Origin of the sequence: Nostoc sp. DedQUE04, assembly GCF_034530995.1 — a bacterium.
Taxonomy (GTDB): domain Bacteria; phylum Cyanobacteriota; class Cyanobacteriia; order Cyanobacteriales; family Nostocaceae; genus Nostoc.
Window position 1 is genome coordinate 146,343 of record NZ_JAVRCA010000012.1, and the last position, 22,873, is coordinate 169,215.

The window sequence follows — 22,873 nt, forward strand, 5'->3', positions numbered from 1 at the left end:
ATGAGTCAGGCATTGACGATCGGAACAAGACACTTGCCTACACAGTCAATTTTAGAAATTACCAAAGCAGATGAACCCATCAATGAAGCATTAGAGCTAAATTTACCGACAATTTCGGCTATTAATGGCACAGTTAACGGTGATTTAAGTACAACTGATATAATTAATCCCACTCGTAGTGGTAGGTATAGTGATGATTACCAGTTAATTGATTTTACAATTGGGAAACTTGTTACGCTTGACCTATCCTCTTCCAACTTTTACACTTATCTACAACTGATTAATGTAGATACAGGACAAGTAATTAGTTCGGCTAGTAACTCACTGCTAAGGTTTACCCCTGTTGATGGCATCAACTACGTAGTGCGGACTACCAGTTACTACAGTGGTGAAACAGGAACGTACACCCTGATTGCGGCCTCTGGTGCGCCAGATTTAGTAGTCACAGCAGCAACTGCACCCAGTAGTGCCCCTGAACGCAGTACAATTTCATTAACTTGGACTGTCAGCAACCAGGGAGAAGCAATAGCAACAGACTATTGGTATGACTACGTTTACTTGTCAGACAACACCATTTTCGATAGCTCAGACCGCTATGTTGGCGATATTGAGAATGGCTCTCAAATTCCACTAGCCCCAGGTGCCAGTTACACAATTACCCAAGATATGGCACTACCTCAACAGGTAGGAGCAGGAAAACAGTATTTGCTATTTGTTGCCGATGGGAATAATAACATAATTGAATTAAGTGAAACCAACAACGTCCGGGCAATTCCCATCGACATTACCTTACCGGATTTGGTAATAACAGGAGCAACTGCACCGATTGCTGTCACAGTGGGCAGTAGTGCTGAAGTATCTTGGACGGTACTCAACCAAGGCAACGTGCAGGCAACCCATAGCTGGTACGATCGCATTTACCTGTCCAATGACCAAACTCTAGATGGGTCAGATACATGGGTGAGTGAGTTTGAGTCAGGTACAGCTGGTACGCCTCTCACGGAAGGAGACACTTACAACCTAACTCAAACTGTTACCATCCCCAATACTGCTTTAGGAAGCCGTTACCTGCTATTTGTGGCAGATGCAGATAATAATCAGTACGAAACAAATGAAAGTAACAATATTAAGGCAATTCCAGTTGAAGTTAACGCTCCTGACTTAATTGTTTCTAATGCCTCTGTACCCACCACCGCTGTACTGGGTGAAGAAATTACTGTCAACTGGCAGGTAACAAATCAGGGGAGTGTTAGTGCCGATAGTGACTGGTATGATTATTTCGTTTTGTCAGATGACCAAATCCTAGATGATTCCGATGATTACATTGGATACAAGTGGATGAGTGACGAAACTCCTTTAGCTAGCAATAGTAATTACAATGCTACTGAAAATATCATTATTCCTAGCTATGTTAAAGGGGGTAATCGTTATTTATTATTTGTTGTCGATCGAGATAATCACCAAGGCGAAAGCAATGAAAATAACAACGTCAAAGCAGTCCCCATTAGCATCAAAGCAGCGGATTTACTTGTTTCCTCAGTTATAGCTCCCAGCACTACCAACCCAGGCGAGAGTATAGACGTTTCTTGGACAGTAAAAAACCAAGGGGATGTGAGCGCCACCAACGACTGGTATGACTACGTTTTCTTATCCTACGATCCAGTTTACGACAGTTCAGACACTTACCTTACAAACTTCTACAACTCCACAGCCTTAGCAAAAGATAGCACCTATACTGTCAATCGAAATATAACGCTACCTACTCAGGGGATTGGTAGTCCAGGGATGCGGTATTTGTTGTTCGTTGCTGATACTTATAATTATCAGAACGAAACTAACGAAGATAATAACGTTGTAGCCGTACCATTTACTATCAATGGACAAAATGCAGATTTGGTGGTGTCATCTGCGACGGCTCCCAATACGGCAGTGGTTGGTCAACAAATTCAACTTGAGTGGACTGTCAAAAACCAGGGAGCAGTAGCAACTTCCAGATATGACTGGTATGATACCGTGTACCTGTCGAGTAAACCAACATTTGATAACTCGGCTGTCTATTTAACCGATAGTTATTCGGGAAGCTACAACTCGTACCAGCCTTTAGTGTCAGGAGCTAATTATACCGTCACAGAGAATATCACTCTACCAAGCAATGTCAACGGAAATCAGTACCTGTTGTTTGTTGCAGATGGCTACAACTACTTGGATGAATTTGATAATACCAATAACGTCAAGGCAGTACCCATTAAGATAAATGCTCCCGATCTGGTTGTTTCTAATGCTACTGCTCCTGTTCGAGCTTATGCTGGAGCGCAAATAGAAGCAAGTTGGACAGTTCAAAACCAAGGAAACGGCGTTGCATTGACTCAGTGGTACGACTCCGTGTATTTGTCCGATGACGACACGCTTTCTACTGATAATGACATTTTACTAAAGGATGTACAGCCGCAAAAGTTATTGCCTTTAGATAGCGGCACTGGTTATACGGTGACGCAACTACTTTCGTTACCTAACACTGTAACAAAGGGCAGTAAATATTTGCTATTCTTGGCAAACCGGGGTAATCGGCAAGGTGAATCAAATGAGAACAACAATGTCAAAGCCGTTTCCATCAGCATTGTTGACCCGGAACCGAATCTGCCTTTACTGCAAACGGGTAGTCCAGTCCAAAACCAAAATAGTCCAGAGCTACCCACCAACCCTAATACAGCTACTTACATTCCCCTTCCTAGCAGTTCAACCACAGGATTGCTAGGTGAATATTATCTTTTTGGCAACAGTCTGACTACCTTTCCTGACTTTAACACTCTGCAAGCCACGTACACCAAAGTTGACTCACAGATAAACTTCAACTTTGAAAATAAGAATCTTGCTGGTATTCCAGGCTTGACAGATAATTTTGCAGCCCGATGGACTGGAAAAATTAATATTGCAACAGCAGGAAATATAACTTTTTACATTACCAAAGATTATTACACTAGTGGTAATCGCCTTTATATTGATGGGCAGTTGGTGATTAATAATCAAGGATATTACCACCAAGAAGCCTCTCAAGTAATTAACCTGACTTCAGGTGAGCATGACCTGCGCCTAGAATTTTTCGATAATTATGATTACAATGATTACGATGATTTCGATGATTACTATAAATACTACGGAAGTGGCATAAGTCTCAGTTACACTCCAGTTGGAGGCAGTAAGCAGCTAATTCCTACCAGTGTTTTAACACCAACATCTCTAACACCACCTGAAAACTTAGCTGATTTGAAGATTAGTGGTGTCACTGCTCCCACCATGATCGTGAAAGGGCAAACTATCAACACTACTTGGACTGTTACCAATCAAAGTAGTAATATTACTCAGAGTCGTTGGTATGATAACATTTACCTTTCTGATGACCTTACCTTAGATAGCACAGATACACTAATAACTGGCTTTACCGCAGATACGGACTTGGCATCTGGTAGTGCCTATACACAAACCAAGAGCATCATAATTCCGACGACTGCTGGGTTGGGAAACAAATATTTGCTGTTTGCGGTTAATCCAGATAACACTGAAATTGAGAGCGAACGTACTAACAATGCTTACGCTTTGCCAGTGACAATTACCAACCCAGACCTGATTATAACAGCAGCAACAGCTCCATCGACAGCAGCCGAGCGCTCATCAATAACGGTAAACTGGACAGTAAAAAACCAAGGTAATGTACCAACAAATGCCAATAGCTGGTATGACTCAGTTTACCTTTCTGACAATACTGTTTTTGATAATTCAGACCGCTACATGGGTAACATCTGGATTAACGAGAACCAAGAAGCGGGAGAAACTTACAGTCAGAGCCATAATTTTACATTACCACAAAATACTGGGTCAGGGAAATGGTATGTGCTGGTAGTAGCTGATAATGGCAACTATCAAAAAGAAACTAGTGATGCCAACAATGTCTATGCTATCCCGGTTATTATTACAGTTCCCGACCTGACTATTACCACCAGCAGTACTCCTACAACAGCAGCAGTTGGTGAAACAGTTGCTGTATCTTGGACAATAAAAAATTTGGGAGATGTATCAGCAGCAGCAGACTGGTATGATTCAGTTTATCTCTCAGATGATGCCAAATTTGATGTAACAGACACCTATGTTGCTGACTTTTACCGCAGTAATTCTTCTCCTTTAGCAGCAGGTGCAAGTGAAGTTCGCACTGGAAATATTATAATTCCCAATTCCCAACTGGGACAACGTTATTTGCTGTTTGTCGGAGATCGCCGGAATTCTCAAAGCGAAACTGACAAAACTAACAACGTCTGGGCAACTCCCATTACCATCACTGCCCCGGATTTAGTAGTATCAGATGCCACAGCGCCAATTAACGCCACACAAGGGGAAAGGGTATCAGTGTCTTGGACAGTTACAAATCAGGGAGATGTTGTTGCTGGAAGAGACTGGTATGACTCTGTATATCTTTCTGACGATGCGACCTTTGACGGCTCAGACCAATATATCACCGACCGTTGGATCTCTGAGCAAACCCCATTGGCGGCAGGGGCTAACTACAATATTACGCAAAACATCACCATTCCCACCTATGGCAAAGCAGGTAGCCGTTATTTACTGTTTATTACAGATAGTTCTAGCAACTACCAAGGGGAAACTAACGAAAATAACAACGTCAAAGCAGTCCCTATCTACATTAAAGCTGCTGACTTGGTAGTTGACAACGCTAGTACGTCTGCAACGACTGCTGCCCCTGGTTCTACCCTTTCACTCTCCTATACAGTGAAAAACCTTGGGTCAAGCACAGCTTCTCAGGATTGGTATGACTACATTTATTTATCTAACGATGCCGTTTACGATAGTTCCGATTCTCAACTTTACTACAGACTGACTTCAGTAGAAACCCCACTAGCAGTAGATGGTACTTATACGGTCAATAATATTAGTGTCAAGTTACCCAATAATATACTTGGTCAAGCAGGGAACCGTTACCTCCTGTTTGTAGCAGATAGGAACAATAATCAGAGTGAAACCAACGAAAATAATAATGTCAAAGCAATTCCCCTAACAATTACAGGTCAAAATGCTGACTTAGAAGTGATGGCAGCATCAGCACCCAATGTGGTGTCAACGCAGCAAACTGTATCGGTATCATGGACGGTAAAAAATACAGGCTCGTTAGCAGCAACAAATGGGAATGGCGGCTGGTATGACCGGGTTTACATTTCCAATGACAGTACCTTTGATGCCAGCGACATTAGTATTAGCAATTATTATTACTCAGACTGGGTTTCAGCACCACTGGCAGTAAATGGAGAATATACTCGGACTCGTGAGATTATAATTCCTCAAGGAAGGAATGGCAGCCAATATTTACTGTTTGTTGCAGATGCTAACAATTACCAGAGCGACTACAACAAGGCGAATAACGTTCGTGCAGTCCCAATAATAGTCCAATCTCCTGATTTAGTAATTACTAACGCCACAGCCCCAATCAAGAGCTATCCCAATTCGCGCATCGAACTCAGTTGGACTGTGAAAAACCAAGGTAATGCCAGTGCTATTGCAGATTGGTATGACCGGATTTATCTTTCGGATGATGAAATTCTAAATACAAATACAGATACACTACTTAAACAGATATCTACAGACAACTTGACACCGCTAATCGCAGGGGATGAATATACTGTCAGCCAGTTGTTAACATTACCCAGCACTACCAAAATTGGTGGACGTTACCTATTATTTGTAGCAGATATCTATGATGCCCAAGGTGAAATTAACGAAAACAATAATGTTAGAGCAATTCCGATTGCCATTGGTGATAATGACCCAGACTTAGTAGTCACTTCTGCTGCTGCTCCCACCACAGCCGTCTTGGGAGAATCCATCACAGTTAACTGGACTGTCAAAAATCAAGGTACTATAGAAGCTTCAGCAGATTGGTACGACACAATATATCTGTCCGATGACCAAACCCTGGACAGCACTGATGTGGCCGTTTCCTCCCAGAGTACTGCCCAAATGTCCCCACTAGGTGTGGATGGTACTTATAACTTTAGCCGCAGTATTACAATTCCCAACACTACTACGGGCAACCGTTACTTGCTATTTGCTGTAGATGCAGGCAAGCAACAAAGTGAAAGAGACGAAACAAATAACGTTCGTGCAGTGCCAATTACCCTGACAGCACCAGACTTAATAGTCAGCGATGCCAGTAGCACTGTTTCCGCCGCCACTTGGGGCGAAACCATCCAAGTTTCTTGGGTAGTAGCCAATATTGGAACAGTCGCTGCTGCTGCGACTTGGGGCGACCAAATTTACATCTCAGATGACGCTATCCTGGATGGGACTGATAAGTTTGTAGCCACTTTTAGTGCGGCTGATAACGTGCCGTTAGCTCGCAACAGCAGCTATACACAAACGGCGAAAAGCATCACCATCCCGATTAATTCGGGAACTGGCAGCAAGTACCTGCTATTTGTCACAGATGCCAACGATGCTCAAGGTGAAACCAATAATAGCAATAATGTCAAAGCAATACCAATTGATGTTCAGGCACCCAATCTACAGGTAACCCAAGCCAATTCTCCAACAAGTGGAACGTGGGGCGAAGTTATTCCAGTTTCGTGGATCGTGACTAATCAGGGTACAGGTACTGCCCTAGCTGATTGGTGGGACTATGTTTACCTCTCCAGCAATCCAATTTTAGACAATGGTGATACCTACTTGGGTAACTCATCGGCAGCGACTCAAAGCCCACTTGAATCTGGTAGCAGCTACACTCTCAATCGTGATATTACTATCCCAATTGTCACACCTGGCAATTGGTATTTGTTGTTTGCTACTGACAACAATGGCAACCAACAAGCAGAGAACAACGAAACAGATAACGTGCGTGCTGTTGCCTTTGAGGTAAAAGCACCTGATTTAGTTGTTACAGATATAACAGCACCTACTGAGAGTATTTTGGGTGCGACAATTTCAGTTAGCTGGACAGTAACTAACCAAGGAACTGGTAATACCCTGACAGATTGGTATGATTACGTTTATTTATCAAAAAATCAGACCCTAGATGGTGCAGACACTTCCTTGGGATATTTGTGGACAGGCGATAAGACCCCATTGGCAGCAGGAGCTAGTTACACAGTCGGTCGAGATGTTATACTTCCCAATGTGGCAGCCGGGACTTGGTATTTGTTAATTGGCGCAGACCGAGACAATTATCAAGCTGAGACGAATAACGATAATAATGTAAAAGCAGTTGCAATTGAACTGGGTGCGCCGGATATTGAATTGACGGCTGCAACTGCTCCTAGCACTGCTAGTTTAGGCGAAACAATTCAGGTTGGTTGGACTGTTACCAACACGGGAAATCTTGTGGCTCCGGCAGATTGGTCTGACTACGTTTACTTGTCAGATGATGCCACAATCGATGAAACTGATACTTTACTAAACTACTTATCAGCAGCCGATAAAACACCCCTGAGCGCTGGTAGTAGCTATAATCAAACCCTTCAGGTTACTATCCCTGGTACAGCAAGAGGTAATAAATACTTATTGTTTGTTGCTGATGGCAACAATGTACAAGGCGAAAGTAACGAAAACAATAATGTACGTGCCAAAGCATTGACGGTCAATGCCCCCGATTTAATTATTTCTGCCGCTACATCTCCAAATCGGGCTATTTTAGGCGAAACCATAGACGTTTCTTGGACAGTCAACAACTCTGGTAGTGGCTCGGCAATCGCTGACTGGTACGATAGCATTTATATTTCTAATGATACGAACTTCGATGCCTCAGATACCTTACTTACCGACATCTGGACTGGAGAAAAAACCCCATTAGCACCAGGGGGCAGTTACAACATTGCTCAAAAGATTACTGTTCCCAATACCGCCACAGGGAACCGCTATCTCTTGTTTGTGGCAGACCGCACCAATAGGCAAAGTGAGACTAACGAAAGCAATAATGTTAAAGCTGTTGCTATCACCTTGGGTTCAGTAGACCTTGTACCCAGCATTACCTCATCACCAACAACAGCCACATCCGGTACAACCGTATCCTTAGAGTGGTTAGTAACTAATACAGGCTCAACAGATGCCCCTAGTAATTGGACTGACCGCATATATCTTTCCACAGATAATAAATTTGATAATAGCGATTTACTCCTCAAAGAACTCCAGCATGATGGACTTTTGGCAGCAAATAGTAGCTATGCAGCACAGCTTAACCTGAATTTACCTCTTTCTGTGAGCGGCGATCGCTATCTATTAGTAGTCACAGATGCCAACAAACAAGTAATTGAAATCAGTGGTGAAGATAATAACGTTGCTAGCAGCTTAATTCAAATCGAACTAGCACCCTACGCAGATTTAGCAGTTTCTAATGTTACAGCACCTATTTTAACTATCGGCGACCCAGCAAGTGTAACCATCGACTGGACAGTAACCAACCTGGGCAATGGCATCGGTAAAACCAGCACGTGGGTTGACCGAATTATTGCCTCACTCGACAGTACAATCGGTAACTCAGACGACATTGTACTGGCGAACTTCACTCATGACGGATTTTTGGAGAAGGATAAGAGTTACACCCGTTCGGAAAAACTACGCCTCTCTCCCGGTTTCCAAGGTCAATATCAGTTATTTGTGCAAACTGATGCCACTTCCCAGGTATTTGAGAACAGCTTAGAGACAAATAATACCAATACTGCTAATAATAGCTTCAGTGTCGTCCGCACACCCTACGCAGACTTGCTGGTTTCAGAAGTCCAGGCACAGGCAACCGCCAGCAGCGGTCAACAAATGCAAGTATCCTGGAAAGTTGCTAACTCTGGCATTGGAATAACCAATACTAGTTCTTGGACAGACCGTATTTCATTAGCCAGCGACCCCGAAGGCAAAAATATCATTGCCAACTTAGGAAGCTTTGAACACGTAGGCGCATTAGCTGTAGGTAAGACTTACAATTCCTCTGTTGATGTTACCCTGCCTAACGGACTTTCTGGTAATTACTACCTAGTTGTAACTACAGGCGGGCCATTCGAGTTTATTTACACTGATAATAACAGCCGCACCTCGAACGCAGTTCAAGTAAATTTCACTCCTCCTCCCGACCTAGTAGTAACAAACGTTACATCTCCCACAACAGCCCAATCTGGTAACAAGATTGACGTATCTTGGACAGTCGCAAACTCCGGCACAGGTGATGCTGTTAGTTCTTGGACAGACCAAGTATTCCTCAAACAGGTAGGTTCTGGACAATTAATTTCCTTGGGCAGCTTTACCTATGGTAACGGTCTACAAGCAGGTAAAAACTACACTCGCTCCGAACAGTTTGTTTTACCTTCTACTTTGCAAGGTCTGTATGAGGTTGTAGTCAAAACTAACACCACAAACTCTCTGTACGAAAACGGTGTTACTAATAACAACACTAGCAGTACAAATCCCAATAATCTCTTAGTTAGCTTGCTTCCTCGCCCTGACTTGCAAGTGAAGGAGATTATTGCACCGACAACAGCCAATGCAGGTGGCACGATTTCCTTGGACTTCATCATCAGCAATGAAGGTACAACTAGCACAAATACACCCAATTGGCAAGACCGCGTTTATTTGTCTTTAGATGACAAAATTAGTTACGACGACCTCTCCTTAGGTAGTTTTAGCAATGGCGCGGCCTTAGCATCTCTTGAAAGTTACCGCACCCAGGCTAATACCTTGGTGATTCCCAAGTACTTCCGGGGTGAAGCTTACCTAATTGTCCAAGCAGATGCTTCGGGGCAAGTAGATGAATATCCCCAAGAATCTAACAATATTAAAGCAGTCAAATTAAATATAAATTCACTCCCACCTGCTGACTTAGTTACAAGTAATGTAATTGCTCCCACCCAAGCATTTGAAGGTTCTAAGATAAAAGTCCGCTACACCGTCACAAATTTGGGAATTGGCGAAACCGACCGAGATAGCTGGACAGATACCATTTGGTTAACCCGCGACAAAAATCGACCATCCCCAACTAACAGAGAAGGAAAGGCAGAAGATATTCTCTTGACCAGTGTCGGACACAGTGGTTCCTTGAAAGTTGGTGACAAATATGAAGCTGAGATAGATGTTACCATACCAGGTCAAGTCAGCGGCGAGTGGTACATTAGTGCTTGGTCAGATGCTTACAATGTCATTTTAGAAGACACCCTTGATATCAATGCCAACCCAGATGACCCCACAGAACTGGACAATAACAACTACAAAGCTAGACCAATTACCATCCTGCTGACACCGCCACCGGACTTGGTAGTAACAACAGTGGCACCAACAATTCAAGCAGTTGGCGGACAACCATTTAGCGTTTCTTGGACAGTACAAAACCAAGGTGCTAACGGCATAGCAGCAAGTAATTGGGTTGACAACGTTTACCTATCTGATAGTCCCACACTCAACGCACCAGGAGCCAAGCAATGGTTTTTAGGTAGTGTTGCACACTCTGACAGCTTGGGAGTGAATGAAAGCTACACTGGAAAACTTGATACCATCCTCTCTCCAGGTGCTAGCGGTCGCTACATCATTGTTCAGACTAACTCTAATGGCGGCGTTTGGGAAGGGCCTTATACCAACAACAACCTGCTGAATGCCAACACTCTTGTCACCAGCACTCCAGCCGACTTAACTGTAACAAATGTCAAAACTCTGCCGCAAAACTTCTCTGGAGAACGTACCACTGTTGAGTGGACAGTGAAGAATATCGGCAGCAATATGTGGTCTGGAACACGCTATTGGTATGATGAAATTTGGGTTTCCCCTGACTCCACCTTTATTCCCGAACGGGCAACTAAAGTCGGATTTGTCCCCTATAGTCCCCAACAGCCATTACGTGCAGGTGAAAGTTATACCCAAACCCAAGATATTACCCTCCCCGCGGGAATTGATGGCGATTACTATATCTACGTTAGTACAGATTACAGCTATGACAGAAATACCGAACGCTTCCGAGGTGAAATTCCCGTAAGCGGTGATAACAACTCACTGCGTGGCAGCTTTGAATATCGTGTATTTGAAGACACTACAAATAATTTAGGTAGCGCCCTGCTCCCCGTCACCTATAAAGAAGCAGATTTAGAAGTTACTAATTTAGTAGTCCCTCAAACATCACCCACTTCCGGTCAAACAATAAGAGTTAACTGGACAGTCAGCAACACAGGTACCCGCGATACCAGAGAAACTTCTTGGTCTGACCGCGTTTACCTATCGCGCGACGAGTCTCTAGACTTCAATGACACATTACTGGGAGAGTTTACTCGTCGCGGTAGCTTAAAGCAGGGTCAATCTTACATCGGCAATAGTGAATTTACTCTCCCAGATGGCATCGATGGAAATTTCTATTTACTAGTATTCACAGACTCAAACATTAGTAAAGGGTACAATAGACTCACTTATGAAAACGTTAGCCAGACATTAGCTCGCGTACCTGAATTCCAAGATGAAGGTAACAATATTACAGCCGCACCATTGACAGTTACCTTGCAACCACCAGCAGATTTACAAGTGACTTCCGTTATTATCCCCGAACGCGCTACTACCGGACAAAGTTTCAATCTAGAATACACCGTAGAAAATTTTGGTACTGGTGGTACACCCGCTAGACAAAATCGCTGGAATGATTTAATTTACTTATCAAAAGATGAATTCTTAGATTTACAAAGCGATCGCTATCTCGGATATGTAGAACATACTGGCTCCTTAAGTGCTGGCGGCAACTATACAGTTAACAAAACTCTACAACTGCCGACTGATTTTGTAGGTTCTTACTACGTATTTGTCATCACCGATGCACCCCAGTCTAACGCTCGTGGTGCGGTATTTGAAGGCAATAACGAGGGTAATAACGCCAAAGCCAGTACTCAACCTCTGGTGTTAGAACTGCCACCGCCAGCCGATTTGCAAGTAGACGAAATCACGATTCCGAGTTCAGCTAAATCTGGCGAACAAGTACAAATTAGTTGGAAAGTCACCAACTATGGCGACAACCCAGCTAGCGGAGAGTGGAGTGATGCAGTTTACTTATCCACAGATGCAGTTTGGGATATCAATGACCGAATGATTGGGCGAGTAACCCATAGTGGTAACTTAGCAAAAAATGCTGACTACACCTCAACCCTGACAGCAAATCTGCCACCAGCAATTCCCGGTCAATATCGTATCATTGTTAGATCCGATATCTTCAATCAAGTTTACGAAGCTGATAAGGAAGCAAACAACCGCACAACTTCTGCTGACCCCCTAAATGTTACCGTTGAGCAGTTGCAGTTAAGTGTAGCAAAAGAAACAACCCTCAGTACTGGACAGGAGAGGCTATTTGAAATTAACCTCCAAGCTGGTCAAACCCTGCGCGTCAACGCCAGTTCTGCTGCTACTCAAGCTGTCAACGAAGTGTTCGTCCGCTTCCAGCAAGCACCCACAAGTATTGTATATGATGCTGCTTACACAGGGGCATTAGGGCCAAATCAATCAGTAGTAATTCCCACCACTAAAACTGGAACTTACTACGTACTGGTACGCGGTTATGCTGAACCCAGCAATAACACGCCTTTGTCCCTCAAGGCTGATGTTCTACCCTTTGAAATTACTGATGTCGTTACCGACCGAGGTGGAGATAGCCGCTACGTAACCACTAATATTTTAGGCGCACAGTTCCAGCCAGGAGCAATTGTGAAACTGGTACGTCCTGGAATTGCCGAATACAACCCAGTCAGATACCAAGTGATTGACAGTACGAAAATTACTGCCATCTTCGACCTCACCGACGCACCCCACGGTCTTTATGATGTTAAAGTCATCAACCCAGATGGGCGGGTGGCAATTGTTCCCTACCGCTACTTAGTTGAACGGGCAATTGAACAAGATGTCACCATCGGTTTGGGTGGGCCAAGCATCCTCGCACCGGGAGATACAGCAACTTACGGTGTCTCAGTCCAAAGTTTGACCAATATCGACACCCCCTACGTACATTTTGCTATCGGCACTCCCGAATTGGGGAGAAACACAGAAGTCTTCAGTCTTCCCTACACGGAGTTTAGTTCAAATCTGCGCGGCAACCCAGAAGGTGTTTTGCAAGATGTCCCTTGGGCCAGTCTCATCTCCGATATCAATACCAATGGGGAAATCTTAGCACCAGGTTATGTCCTCGACCTCCCCAATGCCGGATTTGTTGGTCGCACATTTAACGTGAGAACTTACCCTGGATTGCAAGATGAACTCGCCAAAGACCCCAAAGGCTTAGACGATGTTCTAGATGAGGATATTGCTTTCCGCTTCCACATCTTAGCGACAGCAACAGCGATGACTCGTGCTGAGTTTGTCCAAGAACAAACGACTTCAGCACTGCGGCTGCGAAATGCTATCCTCAAAGATCCAACAGCATCGGTTTCGCTGACAGTGCTGGCAGCAGACGTTAACACTTGGACAAACGCATATTTAGCAGCCTTAGAACAAGCCGGATTATTGCGTCCTGAAAACCAAGCCCCGCCAATTCGGGAAAATCCGCAAGTAATTAGCTTGATGGCGACACTCGCCACTGGTTTACTTCTGGGACCAGCCGGAAATCAAATTATCTCTAGTAATAACCTAGTCAACTTCTTTGAGCAAGTCCGCAAATGGTATGGTAATAATCCCAGTTTAAAAGGACAAGAATCGGCTGTTGACCTCAAACAATATGATTTAGGTCTGTCGCAAAAAACCCACGCCCAATCTTTCAACGTCTACGTTCCTTTTGGTGACGCTAGGGTTGAACTACCCCAAGGTGTTGCTGTCCCGCCTCCTAGTTTTGGTAGCTTCTTCAACGCTGCTGGAACTACCAGTAATCTCGCTACCCTAACCGGCCCCTTGGGCTATGGGATGGAAAATATCATCCCTGTAGGTACAGCACTCCCCTACACGATTCGCTTTGAAAATGCCGCTACTGCTGACAGCAATGTTGGAGAAGTACGAATTGTTACTAAACTTGACGACGACCTCAACCCCCGTACCTTCCAGTTAGGTTCTCTGCGCCTGGGCGATATTCAGATTCACATTCCTACAGGACGTGGCACTTTCTCTGGAGATTTCGATTTTACCAGCAGCAAAGGCTTTATTTTACGGGTAAGTGCTGGCTTAGATGTAATTTCTAACACTGCAACTTGGTTAATCCAAGCAATTGACCCGAATACTGGGGAAGTAGTACAAAACCGCGATATTGGTCTATTGCCACCCAATAAAGCCAACGGCGTTGGCAGTGCCTTTGTCAGCTACACCATTCTCCCCAAAACTGGCAGTGCGACTGGAACAGAAATTACCAGCGCTGCCAGAGTAATTTACAATACTGCCGCCCCCTTAGACACGGCAGAAGTCACCAACATTATTGATGCTAATGCCCCAACAACTATACTCAGCGCTACACCATTAGTTGCAGGTGGTTCTGATTATTTGGTGAAGTGGACGGCAACTGATGATGCAGCTGGTTCTGGAATTAAGCACGTAACTGTTTATGTCGCTGAAGATGGCGGCGATTTCAAGATTTGGCAGCAGCAAACCACCGAGACGAGTGGTGTTTATGTTGGTCGTAGCGGACACACTTATGAATTCTTAGCACTAGCTACCGACAATGCAGGTAATAAAGAACAGCCATCATTAGGAATTAGCGCCCCCAATGATGGTTCTGCGGTTAACTTAGGGACTTTACCGACAGTTGAGAAAACGACTCAACCCGAATTGGGTACGCCACCTCTACCCCAACCGCAACCATCAACCAATCAACTATTCTTAGAAGCAAAACAGGGCATTCCATCTGCCACACCCACAACTCACCCATCTGAATTTAGCAGTGTTTTGCGTCCTTTCATTGCTTCTTCCTTTGCTACAGGCATTCCCAATAGTCATGCCAATATAGCACCCTTAGCGATCGCTGTTCTTAAAGATGGTTCAGTACTGGCTAGTGGTGGTGCCAACCGGGGTTCTCTGTACAACTTCTCCGCAACAGGTGGGGCTGCAACTACTCCGCTTACCACTTTGCAGTATCCCATTTTTGACCTAGCGACTGACAGCAATGGTAGCCTCTGGGCAACTACGGGTGGCGGCCCCTTACTCCAGCTTGATGTCAAGACGGGTAATATTGTCAAGCAGTACGGAGATAGTATTACCCAAGCCTTAGCAATTCAAGCGGGAACCGGATTAATTTACGTTTCTTCCGGCAAGGGAATTGAAATCTTCAATCCCATCAATGAAACTTTTACTCATTACAGCGATTTGCGTGTTGACAGTTTAGCATTTAACGCTGACGGCAAACTCTGGGCAACAACTTGGCCACAACGCGGCGATATTGTCCGCTTTAACGATTTAGGTCAGCCAGAACGGATACTTGAATTTGATTCCCCTGTAGATTCTATCGCTTTTGGTAAAACTGGTAGTCGCTTGGCAGGGCTGTTGTTTGTTTCCAACAACAATGGCGACTTGCAAATGGTTGATTTAGCAACCTTGCAACACGTGAAAGTAGCGTCTGGTGGTAGCCGGGGTGAAAATATCATAACTACAGATGATGGTCGCGTTTTACTTTCCCAGTCCCATCAAATAGATATATTCAACCCTGTCATTGCACCCAAGGTGGCAGCGACTAACCCGGCACCGAATGCGATCGTCGCTCTACCCCAAGGTACAATTAGTGTCACCTTTGACCAAGATATGTTTGCCGGGTCAGCCAATGACACCACCTCTGTCCTCAATCCAGTTAATTTTGAAGTGGTTAGCGCCAGTGGTACAATCACACCACAGTCAGTCCGCTATGATGCCAAAACCCGCACTGTACTGCTTGATTTCAACACCCTGACTCCCGACCATTATGAACTGCGGGTTTCCCCAAATCTGAAGAGTACTGCTGGGGCGGAACTAACTGAAGGGTATAGAGAGCAGTTTACCGCAGTTTCAGATTTCTCAGCCCTAGTAGACTTTAAGTTTACCAATGCTCGTTCCGACAGACAGCATCAAACGATTTCCTATGATGTTATTCTCACCAGTAAGGCAAGTTCTGATTTACTGCTACCAGTAATGCTGTTGCTTGACCCCGCACAGTCTTTTACAGGTGTGCCAACTGATGCAACCCGCAATGCATCCGGTGCATATATGGTGGATTTGAAGGACAATTTACCTCAAGGTGTCCTTAAAGCTGGTCAATCTACTACTGCACACACGATTACAGTTTACAACCCAGATGCACTGCGCGTTGAGTTTACCCCAGGTATATATGCACTTCCTTACCCAAATCAAGCACCGATTATTACTTCTGCCCCAGTATTAACAGCTTATTCCGGTCAATCATATAATTACCAAGTGGCAGCAAACGATCCAGATGGTGCTGTACTGGGATATTTGCTGTATGATGCACCAATAGGGATGAGTGTTGACCAAAATACTGGTTTAATTACTTGGTCGCCAACACAGCAAAGTCCGGTAAGCACTGATGTCACCTTGCAAGTATACGACCTGCGCGGCGCTCACACCACACAGTCCTTTACCTTAAATGTGGTCGGCGGGAATCACAAACCAGTATTTAATACTCCTGTTGTTAGTGGTGGAATTATCGTTTCATCGTCTAACGGCACAGCTTCTGGTGGTTCATCCACTAACGGTACTCCCATTACCGTCAAAGGTGCAGAAGGAAAATCGCTACAAATTAAGCTTTCTGCAACAGACACTGACCGCAATCATTTAACATACTGGGCGGATAACCTACCTAATAGTGCGATTTTCGATTCAGCTACAGGTATCTTAACTTGGACTCCCGGTTATGAAGCTGCTGGCACTTACGAAAACGTGCAGTTCACCGTCAGCGACGGTATAGAAAAAGTCACGCAAACTGCAACCATCCTAATTGCACCCACCAACCAAGCCCCCACCCTGATTCGTCCCGCTAACACAATCGTGCGCGAAGGTGAAAAAATCCGCATCCAACTCCAAGCCACCGACGCAGACATAACCAATTCTATTCCCCCACTTCCGACCTCCGACTTCCGACTTCCGACTTCATACCTCACCTACTCCAGCCCCCTCCTCCCCGGTGGTTCACAGCTAGACCCGCGCACGGGATTGTTTGAATGGACACCAGCTTACTTCCAAGCAGGAGAGTTTGAGATTCCCTTTACAGTCAGTGATGGCGAATCAATTACTACGCAGACCACCAAAATTACAGTTCTTAACGTCAACGCTGCACCTGTGTTTGATAATCTCGGCGCTTGGCAAATTCAAGAAGGACAATCAGTCCGCTTCCGCGCCTTTGCTTTAGACCCAGATAACCCAGGCTTTGTACCTCAAGACCGCAATGCTGATGGTCAACTCACCATCTTAGAAGGTAGTGACCCATCTGTTACTTATACTGTCTCTGGCTTGCCCACTGGTGCTACCTTTGACCCAATTACAGCAATGTTTACTTGGACACCAGGATACGCCAACGCTGGAATATACAATGTCGCCTTTACTGCCACTGATGACGGTAATGGTACGGGAGCAACTAAGCAAACTTCCCTAGTAGTACCAATTACTGTCTTTAATACCAACCGTGCGCCGGCGATTGCAGAATTTACCAATGTTACCCTCAACCGGGGTGAAACACGAGATTTGGTACTAAGGGTGAGTGATGCTGATAATGACCCGTTGGTGTTGCAACTCAAAGCCGAATCTACAGGATATGGTATCCCTGATTTTGTCAAATTTACAGATAATGGCGATGGTACAGCTACATTGCGCCTAACTCCAGGAGTTAGTGATGGTGGCAATTACTCCTTGACTCTGGTCGCAGCTGATAACGGAAATGGTGATGGTATCAATGCTGTACAACGAGATGAATATACTTTTGTTGTTTCAGTGAATGCACCCAATGACGCACCGAAATTGCCCTTCATTGGCAACAAAGTTGCAGTTGTTGGTGAAACTCTGAAATTTATTGTTAAAGCCAGCGATCGCAATCAAGATAATTTAAACTTTAATTTGAGCGATCTGCCTGCTGGTGCCACCCTTAAACCTACTCTTGTTTATGGAGAAGCATCATTCGAGTGGACACCAACACTTGCTGATATCGGCACATCTCCTGTCACCATTAGGGTTCAAGATAGCGGTAATGGCAATTCAACAGAGGTTCTTACCAGTCAGCAAGCTTTTAATTTAGTTGTTCGCACTTCTAACACTGCACCTATACTTTCTGCAATTGCCAATCAAACCGTCGCTGAAGGGCAAACTCTCACTTTAGCTTTATCAAGCAGTGATGCTGATGGCGATACTCTTACTTACTCTGCGTCAAATTTACCCGCAGGTGCGGTACTTGATGCGGCACAAGGGATACTCACTTGGACACCCAATTTAGCACAGGCAGGAACTTATAATAACATCACTGTGACTGCAAGTGATGGTAATAAGAGCAGTTCTCAAAGTTTTGCAATTCTGGTAAATAATACAAATCAGGCTCCTGTGCTAGCATCGTTGCCGATTCAAACTGGACTTGAAAACAACCAAGTCGGGTTTACCTTGGCGGCGGGAGACATTGATAACGATTCATTAATTTACTCGGCTGTTTCACCTTTGCCTACTGGTGCTGCCTTTGACCCGCGCACAGGTCAGTTTACTTGGAAGCCCAATTATGAACAAGCGGGTGAATATATATTAAGATTTGCGGCAACTGATGCTCAAGGTGCTATCGATATCCGCGATGTGACTTTGCGTATTGCCAACGTCAACCGCACTCCTGCAATATCTGTATCACCCCATGCTGTGGCGCTGGGTGAAACACTGCAATTTACAGTTGCTGGGACTGACCCAGATAACAATACAAATCTTACCTATAGTGCCGTTGATTTACCTCTGGGTGCGGTACTTGATGCGGTAACAGGACGGTTTACTTGGACACCCAATCCCGGACAAGTGGGTGATTATGGTGTTACTTACAGTGTTAGCGATGGCGAGAAAACAGTAACGCAGACATCTCTTGTGCGAGTGGCGATCGCACCGAGTGTACCAACTGTTAACTTTGACCTGACACCAAGTTTCCCAGCTGTTCCCGGACAAAAGGTGATAGTCCAAACTCTCGCCAATGGTTTGGCTGCAATTACCAATTTAACTGCCACGGTTGATGGTAGACCTGTAACTGTTGATAGTCAAGGCAGAATTGAGATTACCCCAACTATTCCTGGGCGCTTGGTTGTTGATGTTACTGCTACTGATGCAGATGGTCGTGTCGGTCACAACAGTACTGTGGTTAAGGTGCGCGACCTGCAAGATTTGACCGCACCCATAGTTGCTTTTGCACCTGGGTTAGATGGGGCGCTAGTAAAGAGTGTTACTAATATTATTGGCAGTGTTAGCGATCGCAATCTTGATAGTTGGGTACTAGAAATCGTTGATTTTGGTGAGAATGTCTACAGAACACTAGCTAGTGGTAATGGTGCTGTCAGCGATTTGACTCTGGCTCAATTTGACCCTGGTAAGCTAGAAAATGGTTTCTATCAGTTGCGCTTGAGGGCGACTGATATTAGCGATCGCTCTTCATCAACTCAGGCAGTAGTCGAGGTTAATACTACCACCAAGCCGAGTGCCTATACCAGAACCCAAACTGATTTATCTCTAACTTTTTCTTCTGCCTACACCCTACACCCCACACCCTACACCCTCAACCTCATACGCACCTATAGTTCTCTCAACGCTGATGAAGTTGGCAGTTTTGGTAACGGTTGGCAGTTGGCTGCTTTAGATACCAACATTCAAACTAATGTACCGTTGACAGGACGGGAATCATTAGGTGTTTATGAGCCATTCCGTGTTGGGACAAGGCTTTACTTAACTACTCCTACTGGGGAAAGGGTTGGGTTTACGTTTGCACCGCAGAAACACACTATTCCTGGTCTTACTTATTACACGCCTAGTTGGGTGGCAGATTCCGGGGTGAATTATACCCTCTCTTCAGCTGATGCGAAACTGACTTTGGCTGGTAATCGTTTCTATGACTTGAAGACGGGTCATGCTTATAATCCTGGCAGTGGGGAGTTTGATGGTGCTGATTACACGCTTTCCTCGGCAGATGGTACTGTTTATCACCTGAGTTCTGCTGGTGGTGTTACTGAGCAGATTGGAGTTAATGGTACACGTCTAATATATAGCGATAGCGGTATTACCAGTGACACTGGGGAAACGGTGCGTTTTGTCAAGGATGGTGCTGGCAGATTAACCCAGATTACTGCACCAGATGGTAGTTTGGTAACTTACAGTTATGACACCCAAGGTAATTTGGTATCAGCCCGTAATCTTGCTTCTGGACAAGCTAGCCGTTATGGTTACTCTTCTAATCTCCTCACTCTAGCAACGGGAACACCGGGGACAGCAGGGGAAGCAATTACCTACTCGGCTACACCGCAAGTATCACCTGTGTTGGCTGATTTGGGTAGTGCGGCTCAATTTACTGGTAAGACGATTAATGATAATGTGGGCGATCGCTTTACTTTTAGTCTCAGAGATTCGGAATTACGATCTACTGCTACTGGCACTGTGCTGCTGGGTGTTGAGTTACAGGGTAATATGGCATTACCTACACTCCTTGGTTTGACTCCTGTTGCCACACACCTTGATGCTAATGGTAGTTACGCACTATTCGCAGTTAATCGTGCTGGCTTAAATTTAATCTCACTCACCAATACTTCCCCCACTCCCTCCCTCTCTCTCTTCATAGCTGGTGATGTTAACCTTGATGGTAATGTGGATGGGGTTGATAGTGGATTGTTAGACGGGGCGATCGCTTCTGGCAATTATAATGCTAGCTATGACTTCAACAGAGATGGTGTCATCAATGCTACTGATGTGCAGATTTTAGGTAGTAATTATGGCTTTACCGCCAATCGTGCGCCTGTTGTCACTTCTACATCTGTGCTGACTCATTCTGATTTATCAACTAGCGTTGCACTGGATAAATTAGCTACTGACCCGGAAGGGGATGCAATCTTCTATCGGATTATTAATCCGGTGAATGGGGCGGTGACGTTTACTCCTGATGGTCATTCTGCAAAGTTTACACCGACTGCTGGTTATTCAGGAACGGCGAGTTTTGATGTTGTTGCTGATGATGGGTTTAGTAGTTCTGCACCTGCTAAGGTGACGGTGAATGTCAGTAATGCAGCGTTGGTGAATTTGGATTTTGCACGGCGTGGGCTGCGGTTGGATGTGGGTGGAAGTACTGAGTTGGTGGTGGTTGGGGATTTTGCTGACCAACAGGATGTGATTTTGCCTTATGACTACTTGCAGTTGGCGTCGGATAATGCTGCGGTGGCGGCGGTATCTGCGGGTAGGGTAACTGGGTTGAGTGATGGGGTGTCGGTACTGAGTGCTTCACGTAATGGTATTCAGGCGGTTACGGCATTACGGGTGGGTGAACTGGGTGTACCTACGAATGATGCTGAGTTTAATGTGGCACTGGCTGAAGAATATGGTTTGAAATTGTACCCAGAAGCCGTTACTTTAACTACGGGTATGACACGTCAAGTTTTAGTGGGATTGGATGAGAGTTTCACGCCAGACTTGAGAAACACTACTTCTGGAACCCGTTACTTTGTCAGCAATCCAAATATATTACAAATTAATGAGAACGGGTTAATTACAGTTCAAAATGAGGGTGTTGCTAACGTCACTGTAATTCACGGGGGCGCAGAAAAAGTAGTTCCAATTCAAGTATTAGGAATTCCCAATTATTCTGGAGCAAAGGTTATCGGCTCATTAGGTGGTGTAGTTAAAGCTAGTGATGGTTCGTTGGTGATGGTTGCACCCAATAGTGTGCCTGAAGGTACAACTGTTAGTTTGACACCGTTGCAAATAGAGAATCTAAGCTTACCAGTACCAACTTCCGAAGACTTAACTTTTGTCGGTGCATTCAATTTGGATTTAGGGAATGCAGCTCTTGATGTACCTGTGCAATTAGCAATTCCAGTTCCAGCAGGCTCAAATTTACAAGCTGGTGCAGAAGTTATATTCCTGCGTGAAGGTTTACTTCCTGATGAAAACGGTAACTGGAATCCTGGATGGGAAGTAGAAGAAATAGGAATTGTTGGCAGTGATGGCATGATTCGCACGCAGTCACCTCCTTATCCTGGGGTTAAACGCTCTGGAAACCGCGTAATGTTGAGAACTGACAAATACAGTTTTAGCAAAACCCAAACTGAAACTGATCTGTTAATAGGAAGTCTGGGTTTAGGTATTGGTGTAGGTGTAGGTGTAGGCGTTGGCGTAGGTGTTGGCGTAGGTGTGGTTGAAGTTGCTGCTGGTGTTGGATTAAAAGTTAGCATAGGGATGGCAGCTACATTGGCAGGAGTGGGAACAGGGTTGGGTATCTTCGTTGGTGCTGCTATTGCCACAACCCTTATTGCATCAGCGATAACTAGAACAAAGACATCTACCTTAGACATATATTATGTACCTCAAGTTGGTCTGCCTCAAAAAACCCAACTAGGTGTTGAACTAAATGAATCTGGTATACCTGTTGTAAGAAGTGTTCTACAATTGCCAGCACCTTTCTCATACGCAGACCCACTATCTCCTCCTGTTATTGAATCGGCCGAGTTCAAGTTTGCAGGTAATGAAACTTCCAGAGAACCATTAGTCTTTTTAACAGGTAGTAATTTCCTAACAGGAACTCCTGGTCTGGGGAATACCTTGCAGGATTTGGAAGTAGAATTCAATTACGCTGGCAAAACTTACACTTCTACGGCTTTACCAGACTACAGTAAATATCTTGGAAGCAATCGCTACGAAGTTGCTGTCAAAATACCTGAGACTGTCGTCTTAAATAAATCAGGTATTTCTCTCAAGCGTAAGCAACAAGCAATTA

The 22,873-nt window shown here is 44.7% G+C and carries 1 pseudogene (running past one end of the window); it reads left to right on the forward strand.

Features of this window, described 5'->3' with window-relative positions:
• Positions 1-22,873: pseudogene (locus tag RM049_RS11400) on the forward strand (CARDB domain-containing protein); its annotated part runs 4,634 nt beyond the window's last position; the annotation flags it as partial.